Here is an 18,805-nt window from a genome sequence, read left to right as displayed (position 1 = left end):
TTACATTTATTTTTCAACAGAATTAAATATGAATTAAAGTTTAATGAATGCAACATGTGACCATATCCAATTTGATGAACAAGGTATTCCATTTATTGCTGGAACAAAGATTAAAGTAGTAGAAATTATTGTGGAATATTTGGCTTACGCTTGGAGCCCCGAAGAAATACACTTTCAACATCCCAATCTAAGTCTTGGACAAATTCACACAGCACTTGCTTATTATTGGGATAATCAAGAGAAGATGGATGCGGAGATTAAAAACCGGATTGAAAAAATTGATAAATTGAATAACAAGCACTCTAACTTAAAGCTCAATAAAAAATTTAGTTTTGAAAAAACAAGCTAAATGGCATTAGCTTACTATTTTGATGTTCATATTCCCCGTGCAATAAAAAATGGCTTACTCTTAAAAGGAATAGATGTATTAACCTCACAAGATGATGATACTTCACTGCTTTCCGATTTCGAAATATTAAAAAGAGCGACAGAAAAAAATAGAGTGATGGTTTCTTTTGATGATGATTTACTTTCGATTGCGGCTAACTTGATTTCTAAAGGTGATAAATTTGGTGGTTTGATCTATGCACACCCGATGAGAATTACTATCGGTAAATGCGTTAAAGATTTAGAATTAATTGCTCTATCTCTACTTCCGGATGAGATGAAAAATCAAATTATCTTTTTACCACTGAAGAGTGATGTTTAACATAACTACCCTCTGAATCATCTGGGGCGTCTGCAACTAAATGATTGAACACAACCCGATCATGTGGTGCAGCTGCAGCCGACACTGTGCCTCCTCATTTGTTAAAAGATTTAGTTGGAGGAGCACTAGCTTGATGTTTAATTTTTTTTGTTTCAAATATATAATTGAAGAATGCAGAAACTGAAAACTTTAATTTTTCTCTATTGCTTGCCAATTAGTTTATTTTCGGCTGAGCGATCATGGATTCGCATCAATCAGCTCGGTTACCTTGAAGAATCCATCAAAATTGCTGTACTAGTGAGCAAAGAAGATTTCACTCTTTCACAATTTGAAGTCTGTAATGCACTCACCGATAAAGTAGAACTCCAATCTAAAAACATTAACAAATTTGGCGAGTGGGGAGCTTTCAAATCTTCGTATCGACTTAACTTCTCGGAACTGAAAAAAAGCGGTGCGTATTACATTAAAGCTGGGAATATCAAATCGCCTGTCTTTAGAATTTCTGATGATATTTATAATGGTGCGGCAGATTTTCTTTTAAATTATATGCGTCAACAGAGATGTGGCTACAATCCATTTTTGAAAGATTCGTGTCACACCCGCGATGGCTTCATTATTTATCATCCGACTCTCGATTCGACTTACATCGATGTCAAGGGCGGCTGGCACGATGCTTCTGATTATTTGCAGTACGTTACAACTTCCGCCAATGCAACTTTACAAATGTTGTTTGCATATCAACAAAATCCAAATTCTTTCGGTGATTATTTTGATGCGAATAGCGATGCAGGTTCAAATGAAATTCCAGATATTCTTGACGAAGCAAAGTGGGGAGTCGATTGGCTTCTTCGAATGAATCCCGAAAAAGATTTTATGTTCAATCAAATCGCAGACGACCGCGACCATATGGGATTTCGCCTCCCAACGGAAGATACGATCAATTATGGTAAGCCCCGGCAAAAGAATCAAAGATTTGCCGAGCGGCCTGTCTATTTTATAAATGGACAACCGCAAGGTGTGCTCAAACATAAAAACCGAACAACAGGTGTCGCTTCAACTGCCGCTAAGTATGCCTCAGCCTTTGCCTTAGCCTCACAATTGTTAAACGATTATTACCCTGAACTTACGGATGTGCTTATTCAAAAATCCATTGACGCTTATGAGTTTGCACAAGAGTTCCCCGGAGTATGCCAGACGGCACCGTGCAGAGCACCATATTTCTACGAAGAGGATAATTGGGTAGATGACGTCCAGTTAGCGAGTGTATTAGTCCATAAAGTGAATAAAGTTCATAAAGTTTGTAAGGTTCATAAAGCTTGCACTGAGTCCGCCAATGCGGACGAATGTGTTCATAAGGTTGAAAGTGGGGATAAGGAAAATGTCGTTGATGAATATTTTCATAAAGCTATTGAATTTGGGAGAGGGGAAAAAGTTACACCTTGGATGGGAGCCGATACCGCGAGACATTATCAATGGTATCCATTCATCAATCTTGGACATTACTATCTCGCATCTTCGAAAGATAAAAAAATCTCGAAAGAATTTATTTCCTATATAAAGGATGGTTTGGAAAAAATTTTTCAAAGAGGAAAAGCGAATCCATTCCAATTTGGTATCCCATTCATCTGGTGCTCGAATAATTTAGTCGCCGCTGCAATGACACAAGCAAGATTGTATCATCAACTCACAGGTGATACTCGATATTTAGAAATGGAAGCTTCTCTGCGCGATTGGTTATTCGGATGCAATCCGTGGGGAACGAGCATGATTGTCGGATTTCCAAAATTCGGTGATTATCCAATCGATCCTCATTCTGCGTTCACTCATGTTTATAATTATCCGATTGACGGCGGCTTAGTCGATGGACCTGTTTACGGGTCAATATTTAATAATCTCATTGGTATAAAATTGTATAATGATGATGAATATTCGGAGTTTCAATCTGATCTCGTAGTTTATCATGATGATTGGGGGGACTACTCAACTAACGAACCGACGATGGATGGAACGGCAAGTTTGACCTATTATTTTTCTGCACTTGAAAAGTTGGGAAGCTCAAAAACTAAGCAGAAAAAATTTGAAAAGAGTCACGGCGGAATAATTCAGGGAGATAAAACTGAAAAAGAGATCTATCTCGTTTTCACCGGGCACGAATTTGCTGATGGAGGTGAATCAATATTAGAAACCTTGAAGAAACATAATGTCATAGCGAGCTTTTTTTTTACAGGTGATTTTTACAGAAATGAAAACTTCAAAGGGCTAATCGGTGAAATTAAAAAAGACGGACATTATCTCGGTGCCCACTCCGATAAACATCTCCTTTACTGCGATTGGATCAATCGAGATTCGCTTCTAATTTCCAAGCAAGAATTTTTTGAGGATATCAAGAATAACTATAAAGAGATGGAAAAGTTTGGGATTAATCCATCTGATGCTAAATTCTTCATTCCACCTTTTGAGTGGTACAATGAAAAGATTGTTGAATGGTGTGATGAACTTGGCATAACTTTAGTCAACTTCACTCGAGGTACATATTCGAATGCGGATTATACTCTCCCTGAGATGAAAAATTATTTAAGCTCAGAGGAGATTTATAATAGGATTTTGAACTTTGACTCAACAAATCCCTCTAGACTTAATGGCGTGATTCTCTTAATCCACGTTGGAAGTGATCCGAAAAGAATTGATAAATTCTATCACAAACTTGATGATTTAATTAGAAATCTGAAGGATAATTCATACAATTTCGTCTCAATGAGCACTTTAAACTGAAACAAGGATAAGTAAAATCTAAAAGTTCCCTTCCGGTTTAGCTTGAGACAAGAGTAAAAGTTAAGGGATGAAGTAATCACTAAATCTCAGAACTATTTTGCTAGAATAATAATTTCCAACTATCCATCTTTAATTTAGTGAAAAGGATGAAATTTCAATTTGGAAAAATTGATTTTTTCAATTTTTGATTTATTTTGTGATAAAAATTCTATACTTTAATACGTGCAGATAAATATCCAAGCCGTTTTAAATACGAAGACATAATTACCAGTTACAGGGAAAAATATAATCCTCGTGTTCGGCTGCTGAAATTAAATTACCATTGAGTCACATTTTATTCAAGAGGTGTAAGGAGGGGTAAGTAAACTTACAATCATTAAAAGTGGTTTATGCGAAAAACAAATACACCAAAAATTCAAAAGCAAAAAAAGTCCACTTCAACCTCAGCAGACAATTCGAAAAAACCGGCGCTCCTAACTAAAAATTACTTAACCGATGTAATAGAATCTTCCTCAGAATTTATTGGAACTGCAGATGAAAATGGTAACGTGATCTATCTTAATAAATCTGGTAGAAAATTACTTGGTATAAATTCTTTAGCTCAATTTAGAAAAAAGACTATCTCAGATTTCATTCATGATAACGACATAAATAGAGTGTTTAATAGTATCATACCAAAACTACTAAAGAAAAAGAAATTAAAAGAAGAAGTTTCACTTAAGTCAATCGATGGATCAGAAATTTTGTTAGAATTGTCTGCCTTTGTCCATGAATCTGAAAAAGGGAAGAAACTTCTTTCAGTTGTCGGCCGAGATATAAGTAATCGAAAAGCTCAGGAAAGATTAATTCATAATTATTTTGAACAATATAACACGATCTTGACCACAACTCCCGATGGATTCTGGCTGACTGATATTAACGGACGCTTACTTGAGGTAAATAATAATTACTGCAAAATGAGTGGTTATAAAAGAAATGAATTGTTGAAATTATCTGTAACCGAGCTTGTTGCAATGGAATCACCTGAAGAAACAGCCCGTCACATCCAACAAACAATTACAAAAGGAAGTGATGTTTTTCAAAGTAAGCACAGAGCAAAAAACGGCAAGATTTTCGATGTTGAAGTCACAACTACATTTCTTGAAAGTAAAAGACAATTTATTACATTCATTAGAGATATAACTGAAATAAAAAAAGCTCTCCAAACTATTAAGGAAAATGAAGAAAAATTCAGATTACTTATAGAGAAATCACCAGTTGGAATATTCTTAGATGATAGTAAAGGAAATGCGATCTTTATAAATGATAAGTGTGCAGAGCTTATTGGAGTTCTTCCTGAAAATGCTATAAACATGAACTGGATATCGGCAATTCATCCCGATGATAGAGAAAGAGTAATGTCAAAATTGACGAATACTGTGCAAAATATCACAGAATTCCATTTAGAATATCGTTGGGTACACGAAGATGGAAAAATTGTTTGGACACGAGGTGATATTATTCCAGTCAAAGATGAAAATAATCAAGTAGTTGTTTATATAGGTACATTGACAGACATTACAAGTAGAAAGCGTGCTGAAGATGAAGTAAAAAGACTTAATCGTGTCTATGCAGTCTTAATTGATACAAACCAAACTATTATTAGAACTCGTGATAAACAAAAACTATTTGAAGAAATATGCAGAATTGCGGTAGAGAAAGGGAAATTTCACTTAGCCTGGATTGGCATAGTAAATAAAGAAAATAATGAGATTGAAGTAGTCGCGAGTGCTCAGCTGAAAGAAGTAAATATAATTGAAGAGAAAATAACTATATCAGGAATTGAACAATGCAGATGCCTGAGTAAAAAGGTGATAGAATCTAATAATTATTTTGTAGTAAATAATATTGAGCAAGATAATCTGCTAGGTAAATGCAAGAAAGATTCTGTAACTCTCGGCTGTAAATCAGCCGCTTCATTTCTAATAAGAATGGAAAATGAAATCATCGGAACGTTTAATTTATTTTCGAAAGAAATTGAATTCTTCCACATAAATGAAGTAAAACTTTTAGACGAAATGGCTTTGGATATCTCTTTCGGTCTCGAATTTATTGATATGGAAGAAAAAAGGAAAAAATTACTAGAAGAATTAAAAGCAAGCGGAGAACAATTCCGCAAGTTATTTGAACTATCACCTATCGGAATCGGAATTGCTGACTTGACTGGAAATTTACTTGCTTATAACGATGCAATCCTTGCACAAGCAAATTATAAAAGAGAAGATGCAGCAAAAATCAAGCACGTAGCTGAACTTTATTATGATCCCAAACAAAGAGCTGAAGTTCTCGCTCTATTCCAAAAGCAAGGCTATGTTAGAAACCATCATGTATTATTCAAAAGAAAAGATGGTACTCCCTATGATGCATTGATGTCCTTAACAAGCACAACTTTTGAAGGTAAACCCGCGCTCTATGCTTTAATAGAAGATATCACAGAGCGAATAAAATCAGAGAGAGCTTTAAAGATAAGTGAAAAAAAATACAGAGATATTTTTGAAAATGCTGCTGTAAGTATTTAGCATTGAAATAAAAGTGGTAAGTTCTTAGCTGTAAATAGTACTCTCGTCAATATGCTTGGTTACAATTCAAAGGAAGAATTATTACAAAAATCATTGACAGAGGATATTTATTTCAATAAATCCGAAAGAGCAGTATTAATGAGAAATATGAGACAATTGGTTATATCACTGATCATGTAGTTAGATGGAAGAAAAAGGATGGTGTGCTAATCTGGGTACAACTTTCTGCAAAAGCTATTACAGACGAATCTGGAAAGACACTTTATTATGATGGTTTTATTCGTGATATTACAGAGCAAATTGAAACCGAAGAATTAGCTAACAAACTATCAACAGCTGTTAAACAAAGCCCTACTGTTATTATAATTACTGATACAGATGGAAAAATTGAATATGTTAATCCAAAATTCACAGAGTTAACTGGATATACTTCTGATGAAGTTCTTGGAAAAACTCCAAGAATTCTTAAGTCAGGTTATCATCCACCGGAATTTTACAAAGATCTTTGGGATACAATTTTATCTGGTGATGATTTTAAAGGAGAAATACTTAACAATAAGAAGGATGGTACAAGTTATTGGGAAGATACAATGATTTCACCAATCAAAGATGAATTTGGTAAAATCACTCATTTTGTTTCTTTAAAAGAAGATATAACAGAAAGAAAGAAAATGTTATCTGAACTTATAGAAGCGAAAGAAAAAGCAGAAGAAGCTTATAGACTAAAAAGTGGATTCATATCTGCAATGTCGCATGAAATACGAACTCCTCTGAATATAATTATAGGATACTCCGGTGTCATTAAGGACCTGTATCACGATCCGAACGATCAGCAAGCTGGAACTTATTTTAATTCAATAGAAAGATCTGGTATGAGGTTAATAGATACGATTACGGACATCTTAGACATCTCTCGCCTCGAATCGGGTAATTTTGAAATCACCTTAACTCCGATCGCGCATAATTCAATTGTCATTTCAGTATCTAAACAACTGGAAGTTATGGCCGCGGCGAAAAATATTCCGATCGTTCACGATTTGATGAAACAAGAACCATTAATTCTGGCAGATGATTACTGCTTGAACGGAGTTTTGATGAATTTGATTAATAATTCGATCAAATTCAGCAAAGCTGGACAAATTCAAATTAAAACATATGTTGAAGGTGATTATGCTGTTTGTTCCATAAAAGATCATGGAATAGGTATGTCCGAAGAATACCAAAAACATTTATTCGAATCATTCAGTCAAGAAGAGGTCGGGACTTCAAGATCTTTTGAAGGTTCTGGTCTCGGTCTCGCATTAACCAAGAGATATTTGGAATTAATGAAAGGAAAAATTGAAGTTCAAAGTAAAAAAGGCATTGGCACAACGATGAAATTCAAAATTCCTATATCAGATAAAAAAAATTAATGTTATGAGTGAAACTAATTCAGCATCGAAACCAAGAATTTTGTATGTAGAAGATCATCTCGAGGCATATTCACTCGTAGAAATTTTACTGAACAAGTATTTTGAATTAATTCAAGCTGAATCACCTGAGCAGGCTTTTGTGAAACTTAACTCAGAGAAAGTTGATCTGATACTCTTGGATATTGCCTTAAAAGAAAAACTTGATGGACTGAAATTTCTAACCGAGATTAAAGCGAATGAAAAATTCAAACATCTCCCGGTATTAGTTCTGACTGCTTATGCCCTTCATGGCGAGAAAGAACTTTTTATGAATGAAGGGGCAGATGATTATGTAGCCAAACCATTTAACAAGCTCGACCTTGTTGATAAGATAAACAAGCTGATTAAATAATTTTTAAGCCCGCGAAAAATCAATATCTCCTGACATCTTTCTGAGTAACATTTAATTTAATTGTATTTTAAGTGTTATATTGACCGTTGAGTGTTATGAAAAATTATAAATATAAACATGTAATTTGGGATTGGAACGGCACTTTACTTGATGATTCATGGCTTTGTGTTGAGATTATGAGTGGAATGCTTAAAAAGCGAAATATGATGGATTTTGATGCTGAGACCTATCAACGGTTGTTTGACTTTCCGGTTAGAGATTATTATCAAACACTTGGCTTCGATTTTGAAAAAGAATCCTTCGAAATTGTTGGAACAGAATTCATCATTGAATATGAAAAACGAAAGTATGAATGCGGATTATATCCTTCGGCCATCAGCATATTAAATCAAATCCGTGATTCTGGAATCTCTCAGTCGATTCTTTCAGCTTACAAGCAAGATACGCTTGAGACTTTGGTTGATCATTTCGGTCTGCGTAATTTCTTTCTAAAAGTCGTTGGGCTGAACGATCATTATGCAAAAAGCAAACTCGATAATGGAAAGCTTCTAATAGAAGGTTTGGGAATCGATACTAAGCAGATAATTTTAGTTGGAGATACAAAGCATGATCACGAAGTTGCTTCTTCGATCGGGACCGATTGTATTTTGGTTTTCGGCGGACATCAAAGCAAGGAGCGCCTTAGAACTTGCGGAGTCCCAGTTTATGAAAAGCTTGAAGATATTCTCAGCCACATCGTCGAAGGCAAAAATTTAAGTCGTTCTTGCCCCAAACAATAAAAAGAAAAAAATGTTACGAATTTTAAATGTTATATCATTTTTTAAATGATATTCAAAACTCACGCCCTGTTTCCCATTCTCTTGGTAAGAGAAGGGGAATCAATTGCTGTCACCGACCGGTCGGTGACAGCAATAACGTAGTCATTTTAATGACATGTCTCGTTTTTATACCTCTAATAATTTATTTTAAGCAGATGTAATTAAAGTACATCAACCTGAGGAATCCATCTGGCTTCTTTAAACTAACGGCTCATTTTTCTATATTTAATAAAAATATTCAACGTCTATGAATAAACTTAGCGCAAATGAAATCGATTTAATGCTAACAAAGCTCCCCAAATGGAGTTTAATAGAAAATAGAATCGAGCGAAATTTTGTTTTTGCAAATTTTATGGAAGGGATTGAATTCATTAACAAAGTTGCAGAACTCGCTGAAGAAAAAGATCATCATCCGGACATTTTATTGTTTAGCTATAGGAATGTGCGCATTTCACTCGCGACCCATAGTGTCGGAGGATTAACTCAAAATGATTTTGATTTTGCGGAGGAACTTAATAAGCGTTTTTAATGACAAATCAAGAAAAGCTTCAAATATTCCGCGAAACTGGCGCACTCTTGGAAGGACACTTTTTATTAAGTTCCGGTCTGCATAGCGATGTATATTTTCAATGTGCCAAGGTGCTGCAATATCCAAAATATTCTACTTTCTTTTGCGATGAGATTGCAAAACATTTTTCGAAAGTTGAGATAGACGTTGTGATTTCTCCTGCTTTAGGTGGAATTCTTGTCGGACAGGAAGTTGCAAGATTAATGGATAAAAAATCGATCTTCACTGAGAGAGTTGAGAACTTAATGACACTTCGGCGTGGATTTGAAATTCTTCATGGAGAAAAAGTTTTGATATGCGAAGATGTTGTTACAACAGCAAAATCATCCAAGGAGGTCGCAGCGGTCGTAGAAAAATTTGGCGGCAAAGTAGTGGGACTTGGATCAATTGTCGACCGAAGCAGCGATTCTCTCCAATTGGACTATAACTTTTTCAGTACAATTAAAATATCTGCCAAAACTTATGATGCAAATTCGTGTCCGCTTTGTGAGTCGAAAATTGCGATTGAAAAACCCGGAAGCAGAAAGATAGGTTAACAATGGAAAGTTTTTATAGCTGGTTGGAAAAATTAATTCCGAATGTACTTTTAATGCATGTTGTAGTATCTGTTGGGATAGTATTAATCACGGTCATTGCTGGCAGAATTCTAAATCTAATAATCCGAATTTTAATTAAACCATTTGCCGGGAAAACGAAGACAACATTAGACGATAAAATTATCCACGTCATCGAAAAATTCTCAAATAGAATATTTGTGGTACTCGCTCTATATCTTGCAATTCGGTACTTTATCAATTCTTTATTCAAAGATTCCCGAATTAAAGAGTATGTCGGTCAAACACTCTATGACTTCATAGTTGGCACAACGTCATTTTTCAATGATGTGCTTTTTATAGTCACTGTCTTATTTGTGATTTATGCATTGTACAATCTCTTCAGTGTAATCTTAGATTTTTATCTCGAGAAAAGGGACGTGCAGCATGGTGAACGGTCTGCATACGATTTAATTCCTTTCGTTAAAAAATTAATCTTGGTGGTTTTGTTCACTATTGGACTGCTGATCATTCTTTATAAGTTCGAAGTTGATGTCAGCGGAATAGTTTTATCTCTCGGAGTCGGTTCGCTCGCAGTTGCTCTTGCTGCACAAGAAACTCTTTCGAATATGATAGCTGGTTTTGTCATTCTTGTTGATAGACCTTTCAGGATTGGTGATCGAATTAGACTTCCATCCGGTGAAATTGGTGATGTCGTGGAAATCGGAATGAGAAGCACAAAGTTATTGGATTTTGATCACAATTTAATAATTATCCCAAATGCGGAATTAGTAAAAACCAGAATCCAAAATTTAACTTATCCGAATACGATCTCGAGGATTGTTGTCGATGTAGGTGTTGCGTACTCTACTGATATCGATAAAGCAAAAGGTATTTTGCTCGGTGTTGCAGGTGAACATAAATTAGTTTCGAAAGAGTTCGAACCTCAAGTATTTGTAACAAATTTTTCGGCGAGCAGCATCGATATCAGATTAGTTGCACGCACAACTGATTATCGAGATGTCTATACAATTCAAAGTGAACTGAGACAATTAATAAATATAAAATTCAAAAAGAATAGAATTGAGATTCCATTTCCGCAAATGGTGATTCACAAAAAGGAGAAATGATGGACTGGCTTATTATAATCGGATTGATAGTTCTTGGCTACATATTACTCTTGCTTGAAGTTTTTGTGCTGCCAGGGATTGTTGTCGGTATTTTTGGCGTGATATCAATAATAGTCGCAATTATTTATTCGTTCATTCAATTCAATGCGGATACAGGATTACTAATTTTAATTGGAACCATAGCATTCTCCGTAGTATTTACATTTGTCTTATTTAAAATTGGTGCATGGAATAGGTTCATCTTAAATTCTCAGCAAAAGAAGGAAGAAGGCTTCACTTCATCAAAATCTGATCATTCACTTGTTGGAAAAGTCGGAACTGCGCAGACAAATCTTCGACCGGCGGGTTCTGCTGTTGTCGATGGTAAGAAATATGATGTCATAGCTGAGGGGGAATTTCTGCAAAAAGGGGATTCGATCATTGTAAGCTCGGTCGCGGGCGCTAAAATAATTGTAAAGAAAAATTAGGAATAAAAAATGAAAAAGATTGGTTTAACGTTTTTTCTGATTGGCTTTCTTGTAAGCGGTCTGATTGCACAAACTACATTTGATAAATATTTCATCGAGAAATCTCTTCGAATAGATTATTTTAATATTGGTGACGTCAAAGAACAAATTATCGCATTAGATGAAATACGTGAGGAGCCGTTTTGGGGAGGTAATAAAATAAATTTGATTGATAAATTCTATTATGGCAATTATAGATTCGAAGTTATCGATGCAGTTTCAAACAAGATAATTTACTCAAAAGGATATTCAACTTTATTTTCCGAATGGCTGACTACTGCAGAAGCGAAGCAAGTGCGGCGTGCTTTTAGCGAAACTCTCACTTTCCCATTTCCGAAAAATAAAGTGAATGTAAATCTGTATAAAAGAAATGAACTTAATAATTTCGATCTGGTATTTACTTTTCATGTCGATCCAAGTTCACCCTTTATTAAAAAAGACCGAAGAAATGTTTTCAAAGCAGCCAAAGTTTACGACGGCGGTAATTCAAATGAGAAGGTTGATATCGTGATCGTTCCTGATGGTTACACTGAAACTGAAATGCCCAAATTCAGAAAAGATGCTGAAAGATTCGGGACTTTGCTTTTTGGTTCAACGCCGTATAAAGAAAACAGGAATAATTTTAATATTTGGTATGTGGAAGCGCCATCGAAAGAAAGTGGTACAGATATTCCTCGTGATGGAATCTATAGGAGTACCGCCGCGAACTCCAGTTTTTATACATTCGATGTAGAACGTTACTGCATGGTGGAGGACAATAAAACTCTCCGCGACTTAGCGGCAAATGCTCCATATGACTTAATTTATGTTTTAGTGAATTCTGACAAATATGGCGGAGGTGCAATTTATAATCATTATTCGGTTGCTGTAAATGACAACGAGTGGGAAGAATATTTAATTGTTCATGAATTTGGTCATGGCTTTGCTGGTTTGGGTGATGAGTACTATACATCTGAAGTTGCGTATGAAGAATTTTACAAAGCTGGAATTGAACCTTGGGAGCCAAATTTAACGACATTGACAAACTTTGAGAAAAAGTGGAAACCGCTGGTTAAATCTGAAACTCCAATTCCAACTCCGAGTGAAGAATTAAACAATAAAATAGTTGGGGTTTTTGAAGGGGGTGGTTATGTGCCAAAGGGAGTTTATCGTCCTATGCTTGATTGCTCAATGAAATCTAAAACTGTCGATAACTTCTGTGTGGTGTGCAAAGATGCGATCCAAAGAATGATCGATTATTATTGTGATAGGTAGCTTGATTAGTATGAAAGTTCTTAAAGTTAAAAGTTCATAAAGCTTGCACTGAACGAAGTGAATGTGTTTGTAATGTTTATAGAGCTTTTACTGAATCCGGCTTGGCGGATGAATGGGTTTGTAAAGGTAAATACTGGATTTGAACAAATTGAAATATATATTCTATAATTTATAAATAGGTTAGACTATTAAAAACATTTTGATCCAAATCAGGGCTGCAGTATCGAACGAGAAAGTAATTTGGCGTAAGCATGTTTTGTCGCGTTTGATCGAACGTGGAATTAAAAGAAAAGAGATTTTGAAGGTTATCATAGCTGGTGAAATAATTGAAGATTATCCAGAGGACCAACCTTATCCGAGTATGTTTTTATTCAAGATTGTGAAGGATAGACCTCTCCACGTAGTAATATCGTATGATGAATTCAATAAAATTGTCTATATTATTACAGCATATGAGCCAACACTTGAATTTTTTGATGAAGATTTCAAAACAAGGAAATAAAAATGAACTCAAAAACAACTCGATCTTTATGTCCAATGTGCGGAGGAAAGAAAAAATCCTCAACAACAACATTCAGTGCTGATTATGGTGAAGGAATCATAATTATTAGAAATGTAAATGCCGAAGTTTGTATTCAATGTGGAGAAGAATGGATTGACGACAAAACAGCAGCAAAATTGGAAACGATTTCTTCTGAAGCCCAGACAAAAAAACGACAACTCGAAGTCATTGCAATGAATAATTAAGGAAGTGGGAAAGTTTGTAAAGCTTGTACTTAACGAAGTGAATGTGTTCATAAAGTTTGTAATGTTTATAAAGCTTGTACTGAATCCACCCTGTTGGATGAATGTGATCGTAAGTTTAACAAAAATTATAATTTGATGAGTCTTATGTTAATTCTCAATTATCAATTCTCCATTCTCAATTATCTATAAAGTATTTTGGATCAAAGAAAATTATATAGAACAATAGAAAAGATCACGAATCAGCCATTTAAGTCTGAAGAGGAACTTCTGATTAATGTTCTAAAGGAAGTTGTTGCAAGTGAATCGTTCGCAGTAACCGGTGGAAGAATATGGAAACTTACTCCTTCAAGGTCAAAATATAAATTGATTGCTCAAGAAGGGGAAGTCGAGAAGATAAAACCGAATTTCACAATTAATGTTACGGATTATCCAATCTTTGAGCTGATAGCCAAAGAAAGAACAATTTTAACCACTGAAACGAATCTCTACCTACGACAGAAAGGTATATTTAAATATTCTGCAACCGGAATAGGTGAAAAACTTCGCGGAAAAGATTACCCGCTTTATCAATATTTAATGGCATTCTCTGCCCCTGAAATTAATCAGTCTTTATTTTATACACTTAATATTATTGGGACTGCTTTAACGTCTACTCTGAGAAGTAAGAGAATTGAAACACGTACTAAAATTTTGACCGATGATATCGACCAGGCTCGCGAACTGCAGAAACGAATTCTTCCCGAACACGAATTTAAATTTGCTGGCTATGAGATGTTCGGCATTTCGGTTCCGGATAGAATTGTCGGTGGCGATTTCTATGATTACCTAAATATCGGGGTGGATGATGATAAGTTTGCTGTTGCGGTTGGAGATGTTGCGAGCAAAGGATTTGCTGCAGCCGCAGAAGCATTCTATGTATCAGCGGCTTTGAGAATGGGAGTAAGTTATCTAACAAAAACTTCTCCACTAATGAAGAAAATAAATAATCTCGTCTACAAAATATTTCCTGATGATCGATTTGTCTCACTTTTTTACATCGAGCTTTCAGATGATAAAAATGGAGCATGTATTTATTGCAATGCCGGTCATAACAGTCCGATCTTTCTAAAAGCAAATTCAAAAAAAATTGTTTCGCTAGATGCAACTGGTCCTCTGATCGGCCCGGCTTACAATTCAAAATTTGGAACTTCGATGATTAATTTTGAAATTGGAGATGTGCTTGTAATTTATACTGATGGGATCACCGAAGCGATGAATGAAGCAGGAAATTTCTATGGAGAAGAAAAATTTATCCGACTTGTTCAAAAACTTCGACACTTAAGCTCAAAGGAAATTACACAATCGTTAATCGAAGATGTTCAAAAATTCAGTGCACGCGGACAATATTCTGATGATAAAACAATTGTCACGGTTAAAAGAATGAATTAAACATGCTCTCTGAAAAATTAAAAAAATATGGTGTGGTTGGTGCAGGGGGTGCCGGGTTCCCAACTTATGTTAAAGCTGAATCAAAAGTTGAGTATGTCATTGCGAATGGAGCCGAATGCGAACCTTTAATCCATAAAGATTTTGAATTGATGAAGGCTTTTCCTTCAGAAATTATTGAAGGAATGAAATTGATGATGGATTCGACTGGTGCAAAAAAAGGTACATTCGGAATTAAGGAAAAACATGTAGCCGCCATTGAGGAAATCCAGCCATTTATTAAAAAAAGTAATATAGAATTTTCTTTCCTCGGAGATTTTTATCCCTCAGGAGATGAGTATGAAGTAGTTTACACAGCGACCGGAAAACTAATTCCACCAGCCGGGATTCCACTTCAGATTGGATGCGTAGTAAACAATGTCGAAACACTTTATAATGTTTTCTTGGCCAGTCAAGATATTCCGGTAACGAAAAAAATTGTTTCTGTTTCCGGTGTTGTACGTAATCCAAAAACATTTTGGGTGCCTATTGGAACATCATTTCGAGATTTAATTGAAATTGCCGGCGGTTCAATTGAAAAGGAATTTGGAATTTTTGTCAGTGGAATAATGATGGGCAATCTATCATTTGATCTTGATGATGTTGTCACTAAAACGACTGCTGGATTAATACTCCTGCCAAAAGAACATTTTTTAGTTACGAGAAAATCTGCTTCTATACAGAGTATGAATCGTATTGGAAAGTCGGCATGCGATCAGTGCAGTTATTGTACAGAATTTTGTCCGCGGTATCTGCTTGGATATGAAGTGCAGCCGCACAAAGTAATGCGAAGCTTAGGATTTACACTGTCTGGTGCTGAGAATTGGAATCAGTGGGCAGAACTTTGTTGTGCTTGCGGATTATGTACGCTTTACGCTTGTCCTGAAGATCTTTTTCCGAAGGAAGCTTGTGATGAATCGAAAAAATCAATGAGATCTACTGGAATGAAATTCATTCAAGAGAAAGACGTAACAGTTCACCCAATGAAAGAACATAGAAGAGTTCCTCAGAAGCAGCTGCGGAAAAGATTGAAAGTGGATGATTATGAAGTTGAAACTCCATTTGAAGAAATTGATTTCTCTCCCAGCACAGTTAAAATTAAATTGCAGCAGCACATCGGTAAAAAAGCCGAACCTACAGTTAAAGAAGGGGAAGTAGTTAATATTGGACAATTGATTGCTGAAGTAGGAGAAAATAATTTGGGAGCCAATATTCACTCATCCATAAGTGGAAGAGTTGCTCAAGTCAACGAAAAATATATCAACATCGAGAAATACTAAATTCGAAATCCTAAAACTAAACAAAATGTTACAGTTTTAGCAGTTGGAAATTCCAAAGGACAAAAAATATGATCTAGAGGATCGAACTTTAGAATTTGCTAAGAAGATTATTGCCTTCATCGATTCAGTCCCGAAGAATTTGCAGAATATTGAAATATGTAAGCAACTGACCAGAGCCGGGGGCTCTGTAGGTGCAAATTACATAGAAGCAAACGAATCATTAGGTAAAAAAGATTTTTTAATGAGAATTAAAATCTGTCGAAAGGAAGCAAAAGAGAGTAGATATTGGCTTAAACTTACTAGGTGTTTGGACAGTAGCGAGGCTGAAAGACAATCGTTAATTCAAGAAGCTACCGAACTAATGAAAATATTTGGAGCGATTCTAGAAAAATCGAAATAGTTTTAAAAACATTTAATAATTTTGAATTGTTTAGGATTTCGAGATTAGTATTTAGTATTTTATAATGGTTTATTAAACATATAGACAGAAATGGATAAAAACTCAATAGGCTTAATTGAATTAAGCAGCATAGCGGCAGGATTTCAGGTAACAGATGCGATGTTAAAAGCTGCTGAGGTTGATTTAGTGCTTGCAAGAACAATCTGTTCAGGCAAATATATGGTATTGGTTAGGGGTGATGTGGCAGCAGTTCAATCAAGTGTGGATGCAGGTGCCGTGGCTGGAAATTTTTCAGTAATTGATACCTTCGTAATACCGAATGTTCATGAATCGGTGTTCCCTGCAATTGCAGGTACAACAAAAATAGAACTCCTTGAAGCGCTTGGGATAGTTGAAGCATTTTCTGTTGCCTCATTGATTGAAGCGGCCGATGCTGCAGTTAAATCATCAAATGTGAAATTAATCGAGGTACGGCTTGCAATGGCACTTGGCGGAAAAGCTTTTGTTACTCTTACAGGTGAAGTTGCTGCAGTTCAAAGTGCCGTTGATGCTGGTGCTCATGTTGTTTCACAAAAGGGATTGCTCGTTAATAAGATCGTTATTCCACAGCCAAGAAATGAACTGTTGAACGAGATGATCTGATTGAATCGCTCGGCGATGTCATCTTTCCACATGCAATAGAATTTTGAAAAGATGACATCGTCTTTTATGCTCTGTTTGAAGTGGAACCTTTCTATTTTCTTTTGAATAGTGCAGGTAGAATTTTAATCCCAGCCATCAATCTCTTAAATACATTTCTCCCGTACAGAAAAGTTAAAGCAAATTTCATATTCTCAGTTGCTTTATTTCCGTAAGGAAACCACCAAAACTTTTTTTGCCACGTGAAGGAGTCAGAGTTGTAATACTTTTCATAAACCATTTCCATCAATCCGCTTCTCCCATGAACTCTGCCGGTGCCGCTCAATTTTATTCCACCGACAACTGCTTCGCTTGTACCAAAATATGATATGCAATCATTGATTAGTACAGAACCACTCTTTATTTTTCGTGCAACTTCTCTTCCATGTGAAATATCCTTAGTCCAAACTGATGCGGATAATCCATAATCAGAGTCATTCGCAAATTTGATTGCCTCATTGTCATCACTGACTTTTTTAATGGCTATTATTGGTCCAAAAGTCTCTTCTTTCATCACGAGCATATCATGATTAACGTCAGTTAAAATTGTCGGCTCGAATTTATTTTCATCAATCTGTCTGCCGCCGAAAATAATTTTCGCTCCCTTTCGGACTGCATCTTGAATATGTTCTTTAACTTTATTTGCCTGCTGCTCTGTCTTTAATGCACTTAAATCGTAATATTCAGAGCCATTATACAATTTCAATCTTGAAACATGCTCTATCAATTTGTGTATTAATTCGTAATGTAGAGATTCATGAACATAGACTCTCTCAACCGAAACACAAGTTTGACCAGAATTTGTCAGCGCTCCCCAAGCAATTCCTTGGGCAGTTCTATCAAGGTCTGCGTCTTTCAACACAAGGATTGGATCCTTCCCCCCAAGTTCAAGCGAGATGGGCAAAAGTTTATCAGCAGCATTTTTAGAGATGATCTTTCCAACATTTGTGCTTCCTGTAAAAAATAACTTATCGATTTTGCTATTCACGAGTGATTGACCCACCTGAGCTTCACCATAAATAACATTAAAAACATTCTTCAGTAAGTTTGATCCATTGAATAATTTTTCAATCCAGCTTCCGACTAGTGGAGTGAACTCAGATGGTTTGAAAACAACACTGTTGCCTGCAATCAATGCTGGAATGATCTGTCCCATCGGTAAAAGTAATGGATAATTCCATGGACTAATTATTCCAACGACTCCCCATGGCTCAAATTCAATCCAACTTTTTTTGTGGATCATTACTGGCAGCTTGATGCGTACTTTTTGTGGTCTCAAATACTTTTTGGATTTTGCAAGGTAATAATCAAAAACGCTAAGTGTGGGAATTATCTCAGACGAAATTGCTTCAGCAAATGGTTTTCCGTTTTCGTCTGAGATTAGTTGAGCTATTTCTGCGTACTTGGAAAATAAGTTATCGCGAATAATTTTCAATTCGTTGATTCTTTTATTAATTCCAATTTCCTGCCAATGTACTTGGGCATCTTTTGCCGTCTTAACGATTGCTTCAACTTCAGTTGGATCAGTGCAACCGATCTGTCCTAATAATTTTATTGTGTTTGGAGAAAATGATTTTAATATCAT

19 protein-coding genes are annotated in these 18,805 nt (G+C 35.6%); 18 read left to right on the top strand and 1 reads right to left on the bottom strand.

Annotated elements, in window-relative coordinates; translation table 11 throughout:
- Positions 1–43 precede the first annotated feature (43 nt).
- From FJ213_02090 to FJ213_02005, 18 genes are all read left to right on the top strand, one after another.
- Positions 44–349 carry a DUF433 domain-containing protein gene (locus FJ213_02090; GenBank protein ID MBM4174949.1) on the top strand — a complete coding sequence of 102 codons (306 nt, stop codon included), beginning with the start codon at positions 44–46 and terminating at the stop codon, positions 347–349.
- On the top strand, positions 350–709 hold the full coding sequence (locus tag FJ213_02085; GenBank protein ID MBM4174948.1) for a hypothetical protein: 360 nt from the start codon (positions 350–352) through the stop codon (positions 707–709). It begins immediately after the preceding gene.
- A gap of 171 nt (positions 710–880) precedes the next feature.
- On the top strand, positions 881–3,481 hold the full coding sequence (locus FJ213_02080; protein MBM4174947.1) for a cellulase: 2,601 nt from the start codon (positions 881–883) through the stop codon (positions 3,479–3,481).
- Between the two features lie 389 nt (positions 3,482–3,870).
- Positions 3,871–6,039 carry a PAS domain S-box protein gene (locus FJ213_02075; GenBank protein ID MBM4174946.1) on the top strand — a complete coding sequence of 723 codons (2,169 nt, stop codon included), beginning with the start codon at positions 3,871–3,873 and terminating at the stop codon, positions 6,037–6,039.
- Positions 6,040–6,242: 203 nt separating this feature from the next.
- On the top strand, positions 6,243–7,451 hold the full coding sequence (locus tag FJ213_02070) for a PAS domain S-box protein (protein ID MBM4174945.1): 1,209 nt from the start codon (positions 6,243–6,245) through the stop codon (positions 7,449–7,451).
- 4 nt (positions 7,452–7,455) lie between these two features.
- Positions 7,456–7,842: a response regulator gene (locus FJ213_02065; GenBank protein MBM4174944.1), complete on the top strand. Its 387-nt coding sequence runs from the start codon at positions 7,456–7,458 to the stop codon at positions 7,840–7,842.
- 95 nt (positions 7,843–7,937) lie between these two features.
- Positions 7,938–8,621, top strand: a complete 684-nt coding sequence (locus FJ213_02060; protein MBM4174943.1) for an HAD family hydrolase — start codon at positions 7,938–7,940, stop codon at positions 8,619–8,621.
- A gap of 286 nt (positions 8,622–8,907) precedes the next feature.
- A complete protein-coding gene (locus FJ213_02055; protein ID MBM4174942.1) occupies positions 8,908–9,189 on the top strand; it encodes a 4a-hydroxytetrahydrobiopterin dehydratase in 282 nt (93 codons plus the stop codon).
- Positions 9,189–9,764 (top strand): orotate phosphoribosyltransferase, encoded by a 576-nt coding sequence (locus FJ213_02050; protein ID MBM4174941.1) that lies wholly within the window; start codon positions 9,189–9,191, stop codon positions 9,762–9,764. The genes FJ213_02055 and FJ213_02050 overlap by 1 nt, the downstream gene beginning before the upstream one ends.
- Positions 9,765–9,766: 2 nt before the next feature.
- Complete coding sequence (locus tag FJ213_02045) at positions 9,767–10,891, top strand: mechanosensitive ion channel (GenBank protein ID MBM4174940.1); 1,125 nt, start codon at positions 9,767–9,769, stop codon at positions 10,889–10,891.
- Positions 10,888–11,358: a hypothetical protein gene (locus FJ213_02040; protein MBM4174939.1), complete on the top strand. Its 471-nt coding sequence runs from the start codon at positions 10,888–10,890 to the stop codon at positions 11,356–11,358. The genes FJ213_02045 and FJ213_02040 overlap by 4 nt, the downstream gene beginning before the upstream one ends.
- 9 nt (positions 11,359–11,367) lie before the next feature.
- A complete protein-coding gene (locus FJ213_02035) occupies positions 11,368–12,651 on the top strand; it encodes a peptidase M64 (protein MBM4174938.1) in 1,284 nt (427 codons plus the stop codon).
- 187 nt (positions 12,652–12,838) lie between these two features.
- Positions 12,839–13,153 (top strand): DUF4258 domain-containing protein, encoded by a 315-nt coding sequence (locus tag FJ213_02030; protein ID MBM4174937.1) that lies wholly within the window; start codon positions 12,839–12,841, stop codon positions 13,151–13,153.
- 35 nt (positions 13,154–13,188) lie between these two features.
- Entirely contained in the window at positions 13,189–13,398 is a 210-nt protein-coding gene (locus FJ213_02025) for a type II toxin-antitoxin system MqsA family antitoxin (GenBank protein ID MBM4174936.1), read from the top strand.
- Positions 13,399–13,593: 195 nt separating this feature from the next.
- A complete protein-coding gene (locus tag FJ213_02020) occupies positions 13,594–14,826 on the top strand; it encodes a PP2C family protein-serine/threonine phosphatase (GenBank protein MBM4174935.1) in 1,233 nt (410 codons plus the stop codon).
- A 2-nt stretch (positions 14,827–14,828) separates the two neighbouring features.
- Entirely contained in the window at positions 14,829–16,142 is a 1,314-nt protein-coding gene (locus tag FJ213_02015; protein ID MBM4174934.1) for an NADH dehydrogenase subunit, read from the top strand.
- A 43-nt stretch (positions 16,143–16,185) separates the two neighbouring features.
- Positions 16,186–16,542 (top strand): four helix bundle protein, encoded by a 357-nt coding sequence (locus FJ213_02010; protein ID MBM4174933.1) that lies wholly within the window; start codon positions 16,186–16,188, stop codon positions 16,540–16,542.
- A 90-nt stretch (positions 16,543–16,632) separates the two neighbouring features.
- A complete protein-coding gene (locus tag FJ213_02005) occupies positions 16,633–17,184 on the top strand; it encodes a BMC domain-containing protein (GenBank protein MBM4174932.1) in 552 nt (183 codons plus the stop codon).
- 91 nt (positions 17,185–17,275) lie between these two features.
- On the opposite strand, the gene FJ213_02000 is transcribed toward FJ213_02005, so the two are convergent.
- Positions 17,276–18,805 carry an aldehyde dehydrogenase family protein gene (locus FJ213_02000; GenBank protein ID MBM4174931.1) on the bottom strand — a complete coding sequence of 510 codons (1,530 nt, stop codon included), beginning with the start codon at positions 18,803–18,805 and terminating at the stop codon, positions 17,276–17,278.

The sequence above is a fragment of the Ignavibacteria bacterium genome, from assembly GCA_016873845.1.
Classification (GTDB): Bacteria; Bacteroidota; Ignavibacteria; order Ch128b; family Ch128b; genus JAHJVF01.
This window is presented reverse-complemented; position numbering and strand designations above follow the sequence as displayed.